This is a genomic window from Porphyromonas crevioricanis (genome assembly GCF_900476255.1).
GTDB classification, from domain to species: Bacteria; Bacteroidota; Bacteroidia; order Bacteroidales; family Porphyromonadaceae; genus Porphyromonas; species Porphyromonas crevioricanis.
In genome coordinates, this window is sequence record NZ_LS483447.1 from 664,345 (window position 1) to 684,326 (window position 19,982).

General features: G+C 48.7%; 15 protein-coding genes and 2 pseudogenes. 8 read left to right on the plus strand and 9 right to left on the minus strand.

Annotation, left to right across the window (positions count from 1 at the left end; translation table 11 throughout):
* Positions 1-50: 50 nt before the first annotated feature.
* Positions 51-956 carry an Ig-like domain-containing protein gene (locus DQN70_RS03060; RefSeq protein ID WP_023937895.1) on the plus strand — a complete coding sequence of 302 codons (906 nt, stop codon included), beginning with the start codon at positions 51-53 and terminating at the stop codon, positions 954-956.
* Positions 957-1,550: 594 nt separating this feature from the next.
* Entirely contained in the window at positions 1,551-4,148 is a 2,598-nt protein-coding gene (gene clpB / locus DQN70_RS03065) for an ATP-dependent chaperone ClpB (protein WP_023939282.1), read from the plus strand.
* Between the two features lie 427 nt (positions 4,149-4,575).
* Here the strand turns inward: clpB and DQN70_RS03070 are convergent.
* From DQN70_RS03070 to DQN70_RS03105, 8 genes and pseudogenes are all read right to left on the minus strand, one after another.
* Positions 4,576-5,142, minus strand: a pseudogene (locus DQN70_RS03070) (electron transport complex protein RnfA); the annotation flags it as partial.
* Positions 5,143-5,167: 25 nt separating this feature from the next.
* Positions 5,168-5,758: an RnfABCDGE type electron transport complex subunit E gene (locus DQN70_RS03075; RefSeq protein ID WP_036888336.1), complete on the minus strand. Its 591-nt coding sequence runs from the start codon at positions 5,756-5,758 to the stop codon at positions 5,168-5,170.
* A 7-nt stretch (positions 5,759-5,765) separates the two neighbouring features.
* Positions 5,766-6,389, minus strand: coding sequence for an RnfABCDGE type electron transport complex subunit G (locus DQN70_RS03080; RefSeq protein WP_023937901.1), 624 nt, complete (start codon positions 6,387-6,389; stop codon positions 5,766-5,768).
* A complete protein-coding gene (locus DQN70_RS03085; protein WP_023937902.1) occupies positions 6,386-7,378 on the minus strand; it encodes an RnfABCDGE type electron transport complex subunit D in 993 nt (330 codons plus the stop codon). The genes DQN70_RS03080 and DQN70_RS03085 overlap by 4 nt, the downstream gene beginning before the upstream one ends.
* Before the next feature lie 13 nt (positions 7,379-7,391).
* Positions 7,392-8,726 (minus strand): electron transport complex subunit RsxC, encoded by a 1,335-nt coding sequence (gene rsxC, locus DQN70_RS03090; RefSeq protein WP_023937903.1) that lies wholly within the window; start codon positions 8,724-8,726, stop codon positions 7,392-7,394.
* Positions 8,727-8,799: 73 nt separating this feature from the next.
* Positions 8,800-9,699, minus strand: a complete 900-nt coding sequence (locus DQN70_RS03095) for a Fe-S cluster domain-containing protein (protein WP_023939285.1) — start codon at positions 9,697-9,699, stop codon at positions 8,800-8,802.
* Positions 9,700-9,701: 2 nt separating this feature from the next.
* Positions 9,702-10,127, minus strand: a complete 426-nt coding sequence (locus DQN70_RS03100) for a SoxR reducing system RseC family protein (RefSeq protein ID WP_023937905.1) — start codon at positions 10,125-10,127, stop codon at positions 9,702-9,704.
* A 276-nt stretch (positions 10,128-10,403) separates the two neighbouring features.
* Positions 10,404-12,104, minus strand: coding sequence for a tetratricopeptide repeat protein (locus tag DQN70_RS03105; protein WP_023937906.1), 1,701 nt, complete (start codon positions 12,102-12,104; stop codon positions 10,404-10,406).
* A gap of 825 nt (positions 12,105-12,929) precedes the next feature.
* Here DQN70_RS03105 and DQN70_RS03115 point away from each other — a divergent pair.
* The 6 genes and pseudogenes from DQN70_RS03115 (at position 12,930) to lipB (ending at position 18,995) form a co-directional block, all read left to right on the plus strand.
* On the plus strand, positions 12,930-13,286 hold the full coding sequence (locus DQN70_RS03115) for a hypothetical protein (protein WP_036888180.1): 357 nt from the start codon (positions 12,930-12,932) through the stop codon (positions 13,284-13,286).
* A 282-nt stretch (positions 13,287-13,568) separates the two neighbouring features.
* Complete coding sequence (locus DQN70_RS03120) at positions 13,569-15,728, plus strand: elongation factor G (protein ID WP_023937912.1); 2,160 nt, start codon at positions 13,569-13,571, stop codon at positions 15,726-15,728.
* Between the two features lie 305 nt (positions 15,729-16,033).
* On the plus strand, positions 16,034-16,507 hold the full coding sequence (locus DQN70_RS03125) for an SPOR domain-containing protein (RefSeq protein ID WP_036888181.1): 474 nt from the start codon (positions 16,034-16,036) through the stop codon (positions 16,505-16,507).
* Entirely contained in the window at positions 16,508-17,524 is a 1,017-nt protein-coding gene (gene murB, locus DQN70_RS03130; RefSeq protein WP_023937914.1) for a UDP-N-acetylmuramate dehydrogenase, read from the plus strand. It abuts the gene before it with no gap.
* Between the two features lie 7 nt (positions 17,525-17,531).
* Positions 17,532-18,191: pseudogene (locus DQN70_RS09690) on the plus strand (MBL fold metallo-hydrolase); the annotation flags it as partial.
* A 99-nt stretch (positions 18,192-18,290) separates the two neighbouring features.
* Positions 18,291-18,995, plus strand: a complete 705-nt coding sequence (gene lipB, locus DQN70_RS09695; RefSeq protein ID WP_394341830.1) for a lipoyl(octanoyl) transferase LipB — start codon at positions 18,291-18,293, stop codon at positions 18,993-18,995.
* On the opposite strand, the gene queG is transcribed toward lipB, so the two are convergent.
* Complete coding sequence (gene queG, locus DQN70_RS03140; RefSeq protein WP_023939291.1) at positions 18,996-19,982, minus strand: tRNA epoxyqueuosine(34) reductase QueG; 987 nt, start codon at positions 19,980-19,982, stop codon at positions 18,996-18,998.

The window sequence follows — 19,982 nt, forward strand, 5'->3', positions numbered from 1 at the left end:
TGTTATCTATTAATAAGCGATTGGTTAAAAGATTGATATAGCAAATAGACATGATTAAGAATTTGAATAGTTACTTGCTTGCTGTTTGGAGTTTGGGACTCATTGTAGGAGCCATATCTTGCTCATCAGACAACAAAAAACAAGGAGAGGAGATACCGGTCGTTTTGACTGTGAAACAAACCTCTGTGACAGTAGAGGAGGGACAGACTGTGCAATTGGAAGCCAGTGTTTCTCCCGAGGGAACCAAGATCAATTGGACGAGTAAAGATGCCACCATTGCCACAGTAAGTGAAACAGGCTTACTATCTGCAATTAAGCCTGGCAACACTTCAGTAGAGGTTTCCGCAATAGGAGCTGAAACCAAGAACATTGCTGTGATTGTGACCCAGAAAAAGGTTCCAGAGGAGAACAAATATCACTTCGAAGCAGCTGATTTTGCTTCCTATAAACTCCTTTTGGAAGGGAAAGAGGATATGGCTGATAAGATCCGTGCTTATGAAGAGCAACTTGGGCTCCGAAAGCTCAACGAACAAGAGTCTGATGACAAGAAGCTCCTTTTCAATACCTATGGGAGCAAGCTCTCTGTAACGAACATCACTGGTGTCCGCTACAAATTTCCTAATCCGGAAGATGAAGCAGATAGGTTGGGAGTTGTACTGATGGTTCTAGCAAATCCGTTGAATTTGGAGATTGCACTTGGAGACGAGTTCTCCGGTTGGCTAAAGAAGAATGGTTTGAGTGGTAAGATGACTGACTATTCCGATGCTGTCGGCATCATTGGAGGAAATGGAGAATGGGCTGCCGGTATGGAAACAGAGGACAAGAAATGGAATGTAGTTGTGTTGGATATGGCTGGTAAAACCGCTATAACCGTCGAGCCGCTTATTTCTTTTGAGTTTTCTAAAGCCGAACGGATTGCTTCTTTGAAGAAGATTCTTTCCCAAAAAGTCTTGTAGAGTAAGACTTCCATAGACTTAAAAAAGGAGGCTGTGCCGAATATTCTTTTCGGTACAGCTTCCTTTTCTTTTGTCCCTTGGGAAATAAGTATCCAACCCGTAAGGATCGTTGCATGCAACGATAGTCCCTTTTCCTCTCTCAGAACCCCGACTTAAGAGTCTTTCTCTTGATCTCATCAGATCAAGAGAAGCTTTGCATTGCTCTCTGAATTGGATTAAGATCTCATACAATGTCTCTGAATGGTAGTGTCCGAAAAAGAGTGTAGGTTAAGTTTCTCTTCTTTTCATTTGACATCCCTATTTTGCTTGGTCGTTTTCTTACGTCGAACTGACGTTTCCTAAACTGGAAAGTATATTTCTCTTATGTGGAAAGTTTGCTTTCCACACTTGGAAAATAGATGCCCTATATAGGGAGGCTTTTGCCTGATATGCTCATTAAGGCTGGGTGGAGTATCCAGTCTCTTTGTTCATATCAAGCCATATCTGAAAGGAGTTTGTCCACCTCATCTTTCGGTTCGAAGGCGAGACTCTTTGATGCCATTTTGTCAGTGAGAAATTGGGATGGTATCATATTTGATTGATAGAAAGTTAGATATGAACATCAATAGCTATACCATCAAATCGCAGGAGGCTCTACAGCAGGCTGTAGAGCTGTGCCGCGTCGAGGGGCAGCAGCAGATAGTGCCGCTGCACTTGTTAGTCGCCCTGATAGACAAGGGCGAGAGTTTGGTAGATTTCGTTCTTCCCAAATTAGGGTTGCAACGGACTGTATTGCGTGAGCGAGCCATGGCTCTTTTATCTAAGCAGCCTAAAGTCTCCGGTGGAGAGCCTTACCTTGGCAACGAGGCAAATGAAGTCTTTAGACAAGCGGAGGATATTGCCCACCGGATGCAGGATCGCTATGTTGCGCTGGAGCATTTACTCTTGGCTATTATATCAGTTAAGAGTGAGGCTGGGCAGCTGCTTAAAGATATGGGAGTGACACATGAGCAACTCGAAGCAGCTGTTTTGGAGCTTCGCAAGGGAGCGAAAGTGACGAGTCAATCGGCTGAGGACACTTATCAGTCTCTGGAGAAGTATGCGACAGATCTTTGTGCCCGTGCTCGCGACGGGAAGTTGGATCCGGTGATAGGTCGAGACGAAGAGATACGACGAGTGTTGCAGATCCTCTCCCGTCGAACTAAGAATAATCCAATTCTCATTGGTGAACCCGGAGTGGGGAAGACGGCCATAGCCGAAGGCCTGGCACATCGTATCATACGAGGAGATGTGCCTGACAATTTGAAGCAGAAAAAGATTTTCAGTCTTGATATGGGAGCCTTAGTCGCCGGGGCCAAGTATAAAGGAGAATTTGAGGAGCGTCTGAAATCCGTAGTCAGTGAGGTGAGCAAGAGCGAAGGAGAGGTGATCTTGTTTATCGATGAAATCCACACGCTGGTGGGTGCCGGCAAAAGTGAGGGGGCTATGGATGCCGCCAATATCCTCAAGCCGGCTTTGGCCAGAGGAGAATTGCGGGCTATTGGAGCAACAACCTTGGATGAATACCAGAAGTATTTCGAGAAGGATAAGGCTTTGGAGAGACGTTTTCAAATGGTTATGGTAAATGAGCCAGACGAGCTGAGTACTATATCAATTCTACGGGGTCTTAAGGAGAAGTACGAAAATCATCACAAAGTGCGTATTAAGGATGAGGCTATCATTTCGGCTGTCAAGCTCTCCAATCGTTATATTACCGATCGTTTTTTGCCGGACAAGGCAATTGATTTGATGGATGAGGCTGCAGCCCGATTGCGTATGCAGATGGATTCTTTGCCAGAAGATCTCGATGAGGTGGAACGCCGAGTCAAACAGCTGGAGATTGAGCGAGAAGCTATTCGCCGAGAGCAAGACGAACCCAAGTTAGCCAAGCTTGAGAAAGAGATAGCCGATCTGAAGGAAGACGAACAGTTGCGTCGGTCGGCTTGGCAGCGGGAGAAAGATCTGATCAATACCATACAGCAGTGTAAGGTAGCTATAGAAGACCTCAAATATCATGCCGAGCGTGCCGAACGGGAAGGAGACTATGGCAAGGTGGCAGAGATCCGCTATGGATCCATTGTAGCCGAGCAAACAAAAATGGCAGAGTTGCAGCAACAACTCTACGAATTACAACAAGATGGTAAGGCGGCAATCAAGGAAGAGGTAGAATCGGATGATATAGCAGAGATCGTGGCTCGCTGGACTGGAATACCCGTGAGCAAGATGATGCAAAGCGAGCGCGAAAAGTTACTTCATTTGGAGGGTGAATTGCACAAACGAGTCGTAGGTCAAGATGAAGCTATTACGGCTGTAAGTGATGCAGTGCGTCGTTCTCGTGCCGGGTTGCAAGATGCCAAGCGTCCTATTGGTTCTTTTCTTTTCCTCGGATCTACTGGAGTGGGGAAAACAGAGTTGGCCAAGGCCCTGGCAGAATATCTCTTCGATGATGAGGCTATGCTTACTCGTATTGATATGAGCGAGTACCAAGAGAAGTTTGCTGCCTCTCGACTCATCGGAGCCCCTCCGGGATATGTAGGCTACGAAGAAGGAGGACAACTCACGGAAGCCGTGCGTCGTAAGCCTTATTCAGTAATCCTTTTCGATGAGATAGAGAAGGCGCATCCCGATGTATTCAACCTCTTGCTACAGGTCTTGGATGATGGGCGACTGACCGATAATAAGGGCCGAACAGTCAATTTCAAGAATACGATTATTATCATGACTTCTAATGTCGGTTCGAATATCATACAGCAACAGCTGACAGGCCTTTCCGACAATGTAACAGAAGAGACTGTAGAGCAGACGAAGCAGCAGATCCTGAATTTGCTCAAGCAAAGTGTACGACCCGAATTTCTCAATCGTATAGACGAGGTTATTGTATTCCGTCCGCTTTGTAAAGGGGAGATCCGTCGTATTGTGGAGTTACAACTGCAGGCGGTGTCTGCTTTGTTGGCGGAAAATGGTTTGAAAATGACTTATACACCAGCTGTTGTAGACCGAGTTGCGGAGCGAGGGTTCGATCCGGAGTTTGGAGCAAGGCCGGTGAAACGAGTACTGCAGCGTGAGATCCTCAATGAGTTGAGCAAGGCTTTGCTGGCTGCTCAAGTGACCGGAGAGCATCCTATCGTAATTGACTTGGATGAGAAAGGAGAGTCGATCATTTTCCGGAATTGATTTCGAGGTCGGGATTGTCTGTCAATCGATCGATCTTGCAAAACACAAAAAGGGAGTGCCATAACCAATGGCACTCCCTTTTTGTGTTTTAGGGAAGAGAAAACTGCGAAGTGTTGAGATGGGAGAGAGCGTGCGTAGTACTTATGACTTAACTCAGTACCCTGAAAGCAACACCGCAAACTTATTCGACATGAACACAGCTATCACAAATTCCTTGCATGGAGAGCAAGGATAGGTGTCTGTCTGTGGATCCCTTTACTTATCCTTTAATGAGGGTCGAATCTTCTTGTGCTATATTCAAGCTGTCTGTCTCTGCAGCAGCTGTGGCAGCTGCCACAGCATCTACCTGCTGTGCTGCGGTAGAATCGGTTGCTGTGACAACAGCTACCTCTTCTTTCGGACTTGTTGCACGTCTGATGCCTTTGTCCATACCACTAAAGCCCATGAAGCTCATAGCCAAAATACCAGCTACCAACATTGCTGCTGGCATGCCCATCATGGCTTTCGGTAGAGCTGTCTTAGCCAATTGCTCGCGGATACCGGCAAAGGTAACCAAAGCCAGTGTGAAGCCGATAGCAGTACTGATAGCATAGATAAGACTCTGCATGAAGCTATAGTCTTTTTGAATGACGAGGATAGCAACCCCCAGTACGCAGCAGTTTGTAGTAATCAAAGGCAAGAAAACACCGAGAGCTTGATACAGAGAGGGGGATACCTTCTTCAGGATAATCTCCACCATCTGCACCAGTGCAGCGATAATGAGGATGAAGACAATCGTTTGCGCAAATTCCAGACCATAGCGATCCAGAACAAACTTCTGAATCAGAAAGGTTACGATCGTAGCCAGCGTAAGAACGAAAGTCACGGCTGCCCCCATTCCAATAGAGGTCTGTACTTTCTTGGATACTCCCAAGAAAGGGCAGATACCCAAGAATTGAGCTAATACGACATTGTTTACAAATATCGCAGCAATGAATATCAATAAGTATTCCATAGATTCTTCTGTTTAGGGAGGGGGATTAAGCTTTCTTCTGGAGTTTATTCACAACAGCAATCAGGTAGCCCAGAGCGATAAAAGCACCGGGAGCAAGTACGAAGAGAAGCGCACCATAGCTCTCTGGATAGAGATTTAAGCCAAATACGCTACCTGTACCGAGCAGCTCACGTACCGAGCCCAAAAGTGTGAGCCCCAGTGTAAAGCCAAGACCGATACCTATACCATCGAGAGCAGAGTGCAGTACTCCTCGCTTGGCCGCAACAGCCTCAGCACGCCCCAGCACAATACAGTTTACCACAATCAGAGGGATAAACAACCCTAAGCTGGCATACAGAGCCGGCACATAGGCCTGCATAAGCATCTGCAGCATGGATACAAAACCTGCGATCACGACAATAAAAGCTGGGATACGCACCATATCCGGAATCAACTTTTTGATCATGGAGATCACCACATTGGAGCAAATGAGCACAAACATGGTGGCCACACCCATCCCTAAGCCGTTCATGGCGGAGGAGGTTGTACCCAGAGTGGGACACATCCCGAGCATCAGCACAAAGGTGGGGTTTTCCGCTACGATACCGTTTACAATGACGGCTAAATTCTTGTTCATGGCCATATCAGTTGCCTCCTTCCGTTTGATTGGTGGTTACTACTCTTTGGTATGCCTTGTAAGCCCTATTCACCGCATCTGTGAAAGCCCGGCTCGAGATAGTAGCAGCTGTGATAGCATCTACACTCCCTCCGTCTTTGGAGACTTTCAGCTCTTTTACTTCGGGCATGGCGATACCTTTGACACATCCCTTGCCTTTTCCTTTTGCGTCTGTTTCGCCAAACCATTCGGGGATTTTAGTTCCCAAGCCCGGTGTCTCGGCATTTTCCAGTTCCACAAAGTCTATGATTGTTCCTTCTGTATCGAAGCCCACCATTTCGGAGATTTTACCACCGAATCCGTCGGCATAAGACTCCACGGCATAGCCTATGGTCTCCCCTTCTTTCTTTGCTGTATAGACAACCACATCGGCTTTGTCCCCATCAAGCGTAAACTTAGTTTCGCTCAATTCGGTCTTATCGTCCATGCCGGGGATTACCTTGGCGATGGCTGCGTTTTTGGCTGCTTCTTTGGAGACTTTGATAGGCTCTTCGGTCAGCTTGTACATACCGCCGAGCATAGCTGCTACCACCAGGCAGATACCTACCAGAGAGAGCAACATATTGGGTAGAGTAGAAGCGAGTTTTTTCATTTCTTGTTTCCTCCGAAGCGTTTAGGTTTCATATAAGTATTGATCAGTGGCGTAAATCCATTCATGATCAGGATTGCAAAAGACATCCCTTCCGGATAGGCACCGAACAGGCGAATAGCCACTGTGAGGAACCCGATCAGGCAACCATAGAGGATCTGCCCTTTCTTGCTCATGGGTGAGGTCACATAGTCCGTAGCCATGAAGATGGCACCGAGCAGCATACCTCCGGTGAGGACATGGAACCAAGGAGTCGGGTATATGGCCGGATCTACGAGCCACATGATACCTCCGAAGATAAAGGCTGTAGCCAGTATACTCACAGGGATGTGCCAAGTGATGATACGACGCATGAGCATATAGGCACCTCCCAGGATGAGGGCAATGGCTGCCATCTCTCCGAGTGACCCTCCATGCAGACCAATCAAAGTATCCAGCGTAGAGGGGAGCATATCGGCACTCATACCAGGTGCTCCTGCTATCACGCCCTTGGCTATACCCAAAGGAGTCGCACCGGTGGTTGCATCTGCCATTGCAGCTCCGAAAAGAGGCTGTGGTACAGGCCAAGTGGTCATCTGTACCGGGAATGAAATAAGTAGGAATACACGCCCTACCAAAGCCGGGTTGAAGATGTTACCACCTATGCCACCGAAAGACAGCTTGCCGAGTCCCATTGCTACAAGAGCTCCCAGCAGAAGGATCCAGATAGGCAGGTTGCTTGGTACATTGAAAGCGAGCAATACACCTGTGAGAATGGCCGATCCATCGAAAATTGTCGGACGCCGTCCCATCAGGTACTTGGTAATCACGTACTCCACAATACAGCAGGCCACTACGGACACGGCCGTAATGAGCAGCGAGTGCCAGCCAAACAGATATACAGACACTAAGAAGGCAGGAATGAGGGCGATGAGCACCCCATACATATTCTTGCCTATACTGTCGCCTCCATGAATATGAGGCGAGGGGGATATAAACAATTTATTTTCCATACGAGTGCTTCACTTATTTCTTGCTTCTTGAGCGAATGATACCCATTACGGTCTGTTTGCCCAATCGGATATAGTCCAACAAAGGACGATGAGCTGGGCAAGTGTAGCTGCATGAGCCACATTCGATACAGTCGAAGATATAGTTGGCTTCGGCCCCTTCCCAGTCTTTGAATTTTGTATCGCGCATCAAGAACGCAGGGTTGAGCCCCATCGGGCAGGCCGATACACACTTGGCGCAGCGGATACATGGCTCCATAGGCTTACGCTCGCTTTCTTCCCGACTCAGCAGCAATACACCGCTGGTCCCTTTGGTTACGGGAACATCTGGGGTCAAGAGAGCTTTCCCCATCATTGGCCCACCTCCGATGATTTTCCCTGTGTCTTCGGGCAGACCGCCGGCCGCTTCTATGAGGTTGGCTATGGGAGTACCCACACGCACCAGGTAGTTGGATGGTGAGGCGAGTTTCTTACCCGTGATGGTTACTATGCGTTCCACAAGAGGCTTGTTCTTCTGCACAGCCTCATAGACAGCAAATACGGTACCGACGTTTTGTACAACGGCACCCGTGCTGATAGGCAAGGCTCCGCTCTTGACCTGTTTGCGTATCACGGCATCGATAAGCTGTTTTTCGCCACCTTGGGGGTATTGTACCTTCAAGGGCATTACCTCTATGCCGCTATATTTAGCTGCCAAGGAGCTCAAGTGGCGTATCGCATCAGGCTTGTTGTTCTCCACGCCAATCACGGTGCGATTTACTCCAATGGCTTTCATCAAGATTTGGCAGCCAACCATGATTTCTTCTCCTTTGGCCATCATCAAGGCGTGGTCGCTCGTCAGGTACGGCTCACACTCTACTGCATTGATGATGAGGATTTGAGGAGTTGATCCGGGAGGGGGAGACAGTTTGACGTGTGTGGGGAATGTAGCTCCACCAAGCCCCACGATCCCGGCTGCGAGTATCTTGTCTATAATAGCCTTCGGCTCCAGATCGCATTGAGCTTGCAGCTCTGTACTTCTGTCGATGGTATCTACCCATTCGTCACCCTCTACATCGATGATGATAACAGGCTTTTTGTAGCCACTGGCATCGTATTGTGTATCCAGCTTGGCTACTTTACCGGATACCGAGGAGTAGATGTTGGCCGATACAAAGCCCGATGCTTGGGCGATCAGCGTACCTACTTTCACCTCATCGCCTTTGTTTACCACGGCAGTTGCCGGTGCTCCGATATGCTGTCCCAGAGGGATAGCCACTTGTTTGGGCAGAGTAAGCACCTCGATGGGCTTCCCGGCCGACAATTTGTTTTCCGGCGGATGAATACCGCCGAGTCTGAATGTCCTCAACATAGACTTGATATGCTGTATATTGATTATTCTTCTTCGAGATAGGAATTCACAAGAGACTAAGAGAGCTCGAGGATCAGGCCTGAGGTATTGTTGCTTCTTGCGCTACCGGGGCCGTTGTTGCCTCTGGTTTGGCTGCCGGAACCTCAGGTTTCGGCTTGCGTGGCGGGAAGTTAAGCTCATGGATTGCATGGGTAGGACAAACCTCTACGCAAGAGCGACACAGACGGCACTTCTGCCAATCAATATAAGAGAGATTGTTCTCTATTGTGATTGCTTCGAACTTGCACTCTTTCAGGCATTTGGAGCATCCGATACAAGCATTGGTACAAGCCTTCTTGGCTACACCGCCTTTGTCTTTATTTACACAGCTGACGAAGATACGGCGACTCTTGGGCCCTTTCTTACGCAGCTCTATGATGTGCTTGGGACAGGCTTTCACGCAGGCTCCGCAGGCAGTACATTTTTCTTCGTCCACTTCTGGTAGGCCAGTCTCCGGGTTCATGTGTATGGCACCGAAATTACACGCAGCCACACAGTCTCCACAGCCCAGACAACCATAGCTACAGCCGGTCTCTCCACTGTATAGAGCTGCAGCGATAGCGCAACTCATAGCACCATCATAAGTATTGGTGCGAGGGCGAGCTTCACAGTCTCCATTACAGCGCACCACAGCTACCATAGGGTCAGCTGCTCCTGCAGACATCCCCAGAATATCGGCTACTTTGTTCATCACATCGGCTCCACCGACGGGGCAAAATAAACCATCCAAACTATCAGCCTTGGCACAAGCCGAGGCAAAACCCGAACAGCCGGGGAATCCGCAACCCCCACAATTGGCCTGAGGCAGCACTTCTGCTACTTGTCCGATACGTAGGTCTTCCTTGACTTCAAACTTCTTGGCTGCCAGAAATAGCAACAAAGAGCCGATTGCTCCGATCACAACGAGCACGACTACGGTAGTAAGAATTATCATATTTATTTCTGTGTGTAGATTTTTCTCAAACTAAAGACGAATTTCTTTCGCAGGATACTGCCCGATAAGGCAAGCAATGCATAATACACTGCAATGGCTCCGAGACCGACCAGAGCAGCGAACAAGTCGTCCAACCCCAGCATAAGAGAGACAGCTACAGTAGCTACCAATACGATCAGCGGAAAAACAAAAGAAAGCAGCATGGCCCACCAGCCGAGGGATTCCCGTCCTTCCAGCTCAACCTGCTCACCCTCTTGGAGGGTGGGGTAGGAGCCAGGGACTACTATTTCCCGCTCTTTGCAATCGGCAGAGCTGCAAAAGCCTTTGGCATGACAGCCGGCACATGCACTCATTTGCATCATGCGTACAATCACCCTATCGGGATAAACAGCCTTTACTTCTACTATTTGCCTAACAATATCGGCCATCTTGTGTGGTTCGTTCGTACTAAGCAATATAACCTACAATGGCTACACGCGACCGCAAAAATACACATTATTCGGTAAAACCCTATTCAAATCTTACAGCAGTTGTCAGATTGACTCTGTTATACTCTTCTCGAAGCTGTTATGAATGATATTATATTGTGTAATACTCAATTATCGATACCCCTCTTGTCGCATTTGTAAAAGACAATGCGACTCTGCCGAAGTCTTAGCTTCAGCAGAGCCGCATCGCAGGGGATCAAAATCGAGAGAGTTCGATCAGCGTAGGAGTTCCTTTATGGCTGCATTTTGTATGTATTTAGCAAACTCCATGTCGTTGGCTGCATGTTGAGCCATATGGCGGTCTTGCTCGATCGCAGACCGCAAGTTGTTTATTACGCCATTCATGTCGTTCGTCCGGGCTGCTATAACGGCTTTGAGGTATGCAGTTGTAGCGTCGGGGCGGCCAATCTGCTCCAGAGTCTGTGATGCCTTGTTGTATTCGTGGTTGAGGATCTGTGCCACCGCCGCATTGTTAGTCTTGGCTTCTCCGTAGATACTTACGGCTTCGGCATAGTCGCCATGGCTGAGGGCGAGCAGTGCGCGGGCTTCCTGGAGCTCGGGTACGTTACCGGCTCCACCGAAGAGTTGCATGGCTTTGTCTCTTTCTCCATTCATTAGAGCCAGAAGACCCATATTCATACTCGTTTCGGGGTTGCCGGGCTTTTTAGCATTGGCAGAGGCAAACCATTCGGCTGCATCAGCCATTTTGCCATCCCGGTAGTAGAGCATACCGATGTTGTTGTAGGCTCGGTAGTCTGCCGGATAGATCTTAATCGCCTTGCGATAGATTGCCTCTTGCTCGTCCGGGTTGCTTACCAGAGTGGCTGCGTAGAGAAGTTCCTCTATATTGAGCTGTTCGGGTTTGCTGGCTGCCAAAGAGCGGATTTCATCGTCGCTCTTGCCTATGATCTCCACATTGGCTGTAAGTCTGGATCTTCTCAGTTGTGGCAGAATATCATCGGCCAGCTGTTTGAATACCACGGAGATATTTTTGATCTCACGCTCACGTGTTTCGGGGTCGGGGTACATCTGCAAGACACGCAACACAAGCTCTTTGTCCTGAATGTTGCTTTTCTCCACCAACTCTTTGAAGCCTTCCCAGTCTTGGGCTGTGTAGTGAGCTGCGATGTCAACGTTTTTGATCCTGTTGCGAGAGAACTCTCTCTTTAGCGAAGCTGTGGTATTGCTCTCTCGTTTGCCACTGAGACGCTCGTTGAGCTCTATTCCGCCATCGGGAGAGGCGTAGGCCTGTACTTCCACCGATACACGTTTGTTCTGGGCTTCGTTGGCTTCTTTTACGGTATTGCGCCAATCGGCTATTTCTTTCTTGCCTAATTCTTTACTTCTCACTTCTGCCTGCTGTATGAGGAAGTGTATGTTGGCATTGTAGGCTTCTTTGATGATACGCTGAAAAGCATCCGGAGCAATGGCGGCCGAGGAGTTTGCTGCTGAAGCCAAAGCTTCTGTAGCGATTACACCGTCGGCTATTTTTACTTCTGGCAGGGTATATTCTTTGTTCCCCTTTTTGCCCTTGAGGTGAAGGTACAGTTCGCTGCGCTGCATATCGGGCTTGTAGTGAAACGAAAAATCCATTTTCACTGCATCTCCCTGAGCAAAAGAAATGCTACGCTCGTTGCCACGCACTTTCTCTCCCTGATAAACAAAGGAAGGTCCCCAGGTCTCTCCGTTGGCATAGCGCAGTACGGGAGTGATGATTAGTTGGGCTTTTTTCTTGAACCATTTAGGTGCAAATGTGGCTGTGGCAGATACGGGTATTCTACCTCCTTTCAGCTCCATAGGCTGTGGGGCTACTTTTACCATGTCACTGCTGTAAGGGCGGAGTTTGGACGAGCAAGAAGACAAGCCCAAAACAGCCATGGTGATGACAGCAATACGGACAAAAATGTTTGTTTTCATTGATTGTATTGGATTAGTTGTGATAGGATCGATATTTCTGTATGCCAATAAGTTTTTGCCCCTCTCTCCTTTCATCCGGAATGAGGGCTGGCAAAGATACTTCTTTTCCGTCATCGGTCTTGGAGACATTTCTGTTGCCCAATTATGCTCTTGAGAGAGAAATGTGCAGGAGAGTGCGATCTGTGATGTAAAAAAATGTTTTTGTCGATGTGGCGAAAATCGCTGTTTTGAGAGTCGTTTTTACTGGTTTGTTTCTCAAAAAATCCCTTCTCCAGAATGCCCTATTCATCGGCATTCTGAGAGGGTCAAATTTCTCTCCTGTGAGAGCAAAATTTTTCTCCTGTGTTAGCAAAATTTCTCTGAGGAGAGAATTTTTGCTCTCTCCCCAGAGAATAAAAATTAGAACCCCAGAGGGGGCAGAGCCGACAAAAATCGACAGTTTGCGTTTTTACGTTTTGTTGTTGTTAGAGTGTTATTTTTACATGCTTTTGAAAAGTCTTCTTCTGAGGTGTGGTTTTGTTTCTAAGTTTGCTGCAAGGCAGAGATGGTAGAAATGATTGAGTTGAAGATTGGCTTGAAGCCTTAGGTCGATGTTCCGCAGACATTGTACCCGAAAGTTGCAATCCGGGTATATATCCGATGTAACCCGCACCCGAATACTGTAATTCGGATTATATGGGATGCCGGTTGAGTTGTTTGAGAGTAGCAAAATCTTATCTTTACGGGGAGGAGAGCGACAGTATCTGCACGCAGAGAGGGTATCTGCACGTAGAGGGAGGACTGTTTCGCGTAGTGAGAAGAAAATAGGATCAAATACGATTAGCAATGAAAAAGTTATTACTTGCAGTTATTTCTGTCATTGGACTAATGGTGCTGCTGGGTGGATGCTCAAAAAAAGATGAGCCGAATGATTACTCCCTAAATGGGACAGTGTGGGTCAACAATGAAAATGGTGTCAGGATACTGAAATTCGAGAAAGAGACGTTCTCCTTCGATGCTTCCTATGAATCGGAAGATCGAAGACAGGTGAGAGAGCAAGGCTGGGGTACTTATGTGTATAAGCCTCCATTCGTTTTTTTCTCAGCAATTAATCCGAGCACGGGGCGAATCGATACTCAAACCGGCAAGATTGACGGCAACAAACTCTCTTTCCGTAATTTTATATACACCAAACAAGAGTAAGTAGCTGCGAAAAGCTGTTCCAGCGAAGAGAGTATTGCTTGTTTCTTTTAACGGGCAGGCTAATGGGAGACAAGGAGGCACCATCGAAGGGTCTCCTTTGTTTGTTTTAAGCGAAGTGCAAATTTCTACCAATAGGGAGGTATCGCTGTTATTTTGTTGTTTTTGAAGAATACTTTTTATAATTTGCGCACGGTTTGTCGGAGGAATAGCCAATCCTCTACTTGCAGCCAACACATAAAACAACACAACAATCAAACAACACAACAAAATCTTTTTGCCACCATGAAAGTGTACCAAACAAAAGAAATTCGGAACATCGCCTTACTCGGTAGTTCCGGCTCGGGAAAAACCACCCTTGCGGAGGCTATCCTCCTTGAGGGTGGAGTGATAAAACGCAGAGGAAACATTGCTGCTGGCAATACTGTCAGCGACTATTTCCCTGTGGAAAAAGAGTATGGATACTCGGTTTTCTCTACTTTGATCAGCACTGAGTGGATGGATCGCAAGTTGAACTTTATCGACTGTCCCGGGGCAGATGACTTTGCCGGAGCGATCGTTTCTGCTCTCTCCGTAGCCGACATTGCTGTAATGGTTGTGAACGCACAGTATGGCATAGAGGTGGGGATGATCAATCAGTTTCGCCACATAGACCGGCTCAACAAGCCCTCTATCTTCCTGATCAACCAGCTTGATAGCGATAAGGCGGACTATGAAGCTGCTATTGCGCAGCTCAAAGAACGCTACGGCTCGCGCATCGTGCCGGTGCAGTATCCGGTTAATCAGGGAGCTGGCTTCAATACGGTCGTGGATGTGCTGAAGATGAAGATGTACAAGTACGGAGCCGAAGGCAGCCAACCCGAGGTGACTGACATCCCCCAAGAGCAGATGCCCAGAGCAAAAGAGATGCACCAGGCTTTGGTAGAAGCAGCAGCCGAGAACGATGAGGCCTTGATGGAGAAGTTTTTCGACCAGGGAAGTTTATCTGAGGAGGAGATGCGTGAGGGGATCCGTGCCGGCTTGCTTTCTCGGAGCATTAGTCCGGTATTCTGTGTCAGTGCCGAAAAATGTGTAGGCGTGGGTCGCAGTATGGAGTTTCTTGGCAATGTGGTACCTTCCCCCGGCAAGATGGCTCCTGTTTTGAGTCAGGAAGGAGAAGAGGTAGGCCCGGATGCTTCGGCTCCGACCAGTTTATACTTCTTCAAAAGCTCTATCGAACCACATATAGGTGAGGTTTCTTACTTCAAGGTGATGAGTGGGACGCTCAAAGAAGGGGATGACTTGGAGAATATTTCCAGAGGATCGAAAGAGAGAATCAGCCAAATCTTTGTTTGTGCAGGTCAGACCCGCACCAAAGTTGAATCCATGGTGGCTGGAGATATTGGGGCTACAGTCAAGCTTAAAGATGTGCGACGAGGTAATACGCTCAACGCCAAGGGAGTGACACATAGTTTCGATTTGGTGGAATATCCACAACCCAAGTACAGACGTGCCGTGCGTGCAAAGAATGAAGCCGAATCGGAAAAGCTCGGTGAGATACTCAATCGTATGCACGAAGAGGATCCGACTTGGGTAGTAGAGCAAAGCAAAGAGCTGCGCCAGCTGATCGTTGGAGGCCAGGGAGAGTTTCATCTGCGTACCCTCAAGTGGCGAATAGAGAACAACGACAAGGTGGAAATTGAGTTTATGGAGCCTCGTATCCCATATCGGGAAACGATCACCAAACCAGCACGGTCGGATTACAGACACAAGAAACAGTCCGGAGGAGCCGGCCAGTTCGGTGAGGTACACTTGATCGTGGAGCCTTACGAAGATGGTAAACCGATGCCTGAGACATACAAGTTCGGTGGTCAGGAATTCAAGATTACGGCTCGTGATACACAGGAAATACCGTTGGAATGGGGTGGTAAGCTCGTCTTTGTCAATAGCGTTGTAGGGGGAGCTATCGATACCCGTTTCATGCCGGCCATCCTCAAGGGGATTATGGGGCGTATGGAGCGTGGCCCACTCACCGGCTCCTATGCCAGAGATGTGCGAGTGATTGTCTATGACGGCAAGATGCACCCGGTAGATAGTAATGAGATCTCGTTCATGCTGGCCGGGCGCAATGCTTTCAGTCAGGCTTTCCGTGAGGCCGTCCCGAAAGTATTGGAGCCGATATACAATGTAGAAGTATCGGTGCCTGCTGACTATATGGGAGATGTGATGAGCGACTTGCAAGGACGACGTGCTATTATCATGGGCATGGAGAGTCGCAAAGGCTATGAGCTGATCAAAGCAAGAGTTCCTTTGGCAGAATTGTCCTCGTATTCGACAACACTAAGCTCTGTGACAGGAGGGCGAGCTTCGTTTGTGATGTCTTTCGACAACTACGAACTGGTGCCCGGTGATACGCAGGAGAAACTCCTGCAGGCCTACGCTGCAGAGCAGGCCAGTGAGGAGTAAAAAGCTCTTGAGAGAGATTGTGCCAAGTTCTCAATAGTAGTAGATAGATGCAGAGGGGCCAAATCCGAAAGGAGAGGCCCCTTTGTCTTTTTAGAGCTTTGTGCAATGGTTTTCTTTTGAGGCCATAGCTATTCGAGATACGAGCAAGTCAATCGCTGTCCCATGGATTCTCGGAGCCATCTCCTGTATGCTGTAATGGTTCTCAAGAGGCTCTCTCCAAAAGCCCTCCGAATACTTTGTGTGTTAGCAACCAATTGTTACCTTTGCTACAGTTAGTTATGTATAATCGCCAAATGTCAGAACTCATGAAGAAAATTGTGTTGATAGCAGCGACCTTGGCTATGGTCTCTGCCTTTACTTCCTGCAAGCCTAAACAGAGTGCTTATCGGCAAGCTTATGAGGCTGCAAAACAGCGCGAAATCGTATCCAAAGAGGGAAGCTCTACAGCAACAATGACCGAGGTATCCAAGCCTATTGATCGTCAGGTATTGGTACGCCAGGAGAATCTCTCCGTATTGGAGGGGGAGAACGCCAACAGCCTGAAGCGTTATAGCGTGGTGGTAGGGAGTTTTCAGAATCATGCCAACGCTCGTAGTCTGAAAGAGCGTATGCAGGCCGATGGTTATGAGGCTGTGCTGGCTCAGAATGAGCAAGGGATGCTGCGTGTTATCGTCAGCAGTTTCCACTCACGTCAGGATGCTGCTGCCAGCCGCGATGCCATCAAGGCTCGCTATGCACCCAATTTCCAAGATGCTTGGTTGCTGGAGAAGACCAACTAAATGGAAATTTTGCAAAATCAATCGCTACGCCCTCTCAACACCTTTGATATAGATGCCCAGTGTTCCTACTTGCTGCGTTACGACAGCCTTGAGGACCTGAAGCTGCTACAGAGGGACGAGTTCGTAGCCGAGAGTAAGACGTTGATAATTGGCGAGGGGAGCAATATGCTCTTCCTCGCCAATTTCCATGGCATAGTACTCGTTTCGGGTATGAAAGAGATCTCTCCGGCTCGCCCCGGGCAGGGAGTGGATATATATCTGGAGGTCGATGGAGGTGTGAGTTGGGATTCTTTGGTAGCTCACTGTGTACAGCAGGGATTTTATGGAACCGAGAATCTCTCCCTTATCCCCGGTACGGTAGGAGCAGCTGCTCGGCAGAATATAGGAGCCTATGGAGTGGAGCTGTCTTCGCTGGTAGAGTGGGTCGATGCTTTCGATTTGTCTACCGGAGAGCAGAGACGTTTTGCCGTCTCTGAGCTGTGCTACGCTTATCGGTACAGCGTATTCAAAGAGCCGGATATGCAAAAGTGGGTAATCTACCGGGTTTGTCTTCGCCTGAGTACGGACTATAGGCCCAATCTCGCTTATGCCGATCTGGCTGGATATTTTAAGGGAAAGGCTCTTCCTACAGCTGCGCAGCTGCGCGAAGCAGTGATAGAGATCCGGAATAATAAGTTGCCCGAAGTCGGAAAGGTAGGGAGTGCCGGGAGCTTCTTTATGAATCCTATATTGGAGAATACACAACTGATCCGGCTTTTGCAGATAGCCCCCGATGTGACATATTACCCTCTATCTGACGGACGAGCCAAAGTCTCGGCTGCTTGGCTTATCGATCATGCAGGTTTGCGTGGCTACCGCAATGGTGCCGTTGGAGTTTGGGACAGGCAAGCTCTTGTCTTGTGTAACTACGGCGGAGGTACGGGTACTCAGATAGGCGAACTGGCTTCGCATGTACAGCAGGTTGTCAAGGAGAAGTACGGAGTTGATTTGCAGCCCGAAGTAAACTATGTCTGTTGAGTAGGATATGCCACGGATTATCGTATTAGGCTCGGGTACTAGCACTGGAGTTCCTGAGGTGGGGTGCCATTGCGCTGTATGCAGTAGTACCGATCCTGCGGATAAGAGATTGCGGACATCTGTCCTCTATATCACTGATAGCGGCAAGCGGATCCTTATTGATTGTAGTCCCGATTTCAGACAGCAGGCTTTGAGAGTGGGGCTGGATCGCCTGGATGCCATTGTTCTCACACATGAGCATTACGACCATATCGGAGGGCTGGACGATCTGCGTACCATTTCTTGGGATAAACCCCTGCCTATCTATGCTGAAGAACGTGTGCTGGCAGCTATTCGTCATCGTTTGCATTACTATTTCCGAAAGAATCCCTATCCCGGTTCACCACAGTTGGACCTCTATCCGATTCATCCCGGAATCCCTTTTGAAGCTGCCGATATGGAGATTTTGCCTATTCGGGTCATGCATGCCGGTCTGCCGATATTGGCCTATCGGTTGGGCGATTTTGCTTTTGTCACCGATCTCAAAACGATTTCTCCTGTTTCTCTCAAGTCGTTGCAAGGGCTTAGTTTGTTGCTGCTGAATGGTCTTCGTCACAAGCCGCATTTGTCTCACCAGACAATAGACGAAGCGATAGATCTGATAGCCAGAGTTGGGCACCCCAAAGCCTATATCACGCACTTGTCGCACCATGCTCCTCTGATGGTGGAGATGAGCCATTTCTTGCCGGAAGGGGTGGTTGCTTCTTACGATGGATTGGAGGAGAGCTTGCCCAAGTCTCCCTATCGCTACGCCGATTGTGGCGAAATGCCTTATGATGAAGCTCTTGATGTGCAACGTTCTCTTTTCGATGCTTTGCTCAAAGCTAAGGCGATGAATAGGCCTACACATTCGGTGCTGATGTTTTGCGAGCATGAGCCGGTCCTCACGATTGGCCGACATGGCGATAAGGCCAATCTGTTGGCCGACAGTCTGCAACTTAGCAATAGGCATATCCGTGTGCATACAGTAGATCGTGGTGGGGATATCACCTACCATGGGCCGGGGCAGATCACCGGTTATCCGGTCTTTGATTTAGAGATGTTTGGGCTGGGTATCAAGCGTTATATTTCTCTGCTGGAGAGCTGTATCATAGAGCTGCTGCAAGGCTATGGTATCGAGGCAGCTCCAGTGCCCGGAGCCACAGGTGTCTGGATAGATGTGGCAGAGCCATCGAAGATGCGCAAGATATGTGCGATAGGGGTGCGTAGCAGCCGCTATGTGGTGATGCATGGTTTTGCTCTCAATGTGAATACGGACCTCTCTTATTTCTCTCTGATCAACCCTTGTGGGTTTACCGACAAAGGGGTGACATCTATGGCACGTGAGCTGGGTTATTCGCCGGATATAGAAGAAGTCAAGCGCAGGCTGCAGCAGATCTTCCATTGTCGTTTTTCGGCTTTGATGCAGGCTGTCACTCCTCCGATGATATAGTTATCCTTTCTCGTCTTTTCTGTCATTCTCTATATGGTCGCCCTCTTTTTCTTTCCGAAGGAGGGCGTTTGCATTGCGTTTAAGCCCTTCGTAGCCGGCTCGTTTGACTGCTGATCCGGAGAATAGCCGAGTGTAGGTTTCCTGATCAAAGTTCTTCAGATTGTCGTAGCTGAGGTCGAACAGCTCGGGTTTGGGAGCAAAGGCTTCGACAGTGGTGGGGGAAGCAAAGCGGTTGTGTGGGCAGACCTGTTGGCAGGTATCGCAGCCATAGAGCCGGTTGCCCAAGAGAGCTGCTTCCCTCTCGGGTAGAGGGTCGGATTGCTCTATGGTTAGGTAGCTCAGGCAACGCAGAGGGTCGAAGCCTCCATCATACAGAGCCCCCGTGGGGCATGCCTCTATACACCGACGGCAACGGCCACAGCCAAAGGCCAAAGGGCGATCCGCCGGGAGCCAGGTGGAGACAAGCAGTTCTCCCAAGACAAAGAATGTACCCCGCTTCGGTATAACGATCAGCCCACTTCTGCCTCGCCAGCCAAGTCCGGCCTGTACAGCCCAGTATCGCTCCAGTATTGGGGCTGAGTCGGCGAAAGATCGCCCCTGTACTTGCGGATCTATCTCAGTACGGATAAAGCACAACAGCTTGTCAAGCTGCTTTTTGACCACCTTATGATAGTCTTTCCCATAGGCATAGTAGGCCAACTGCGGAGCTTCGGGAGATTGTCTGAGGGCTGGGTAGTAGTTCAGGGCCACACAGATGATAGATTGTGTGCCGGGGAGTAGTTGTGTGGGGTCTTCGCGTAGTGGATGATTGCGGTCGAGATAGGTCATACAGCCACATTTGCCTTCTGCTACCGCTTCTTTGTAGGATCGGGCAACTTCTTCCGGTACGGCTTCGGCACGAGCGATCCCCACACAGGAGAACCCGAGGCGGATGGCTTCTGCTTTGATTTTTTGTACAGATATTGAGGGAGACAGTTCCTCTTTCAT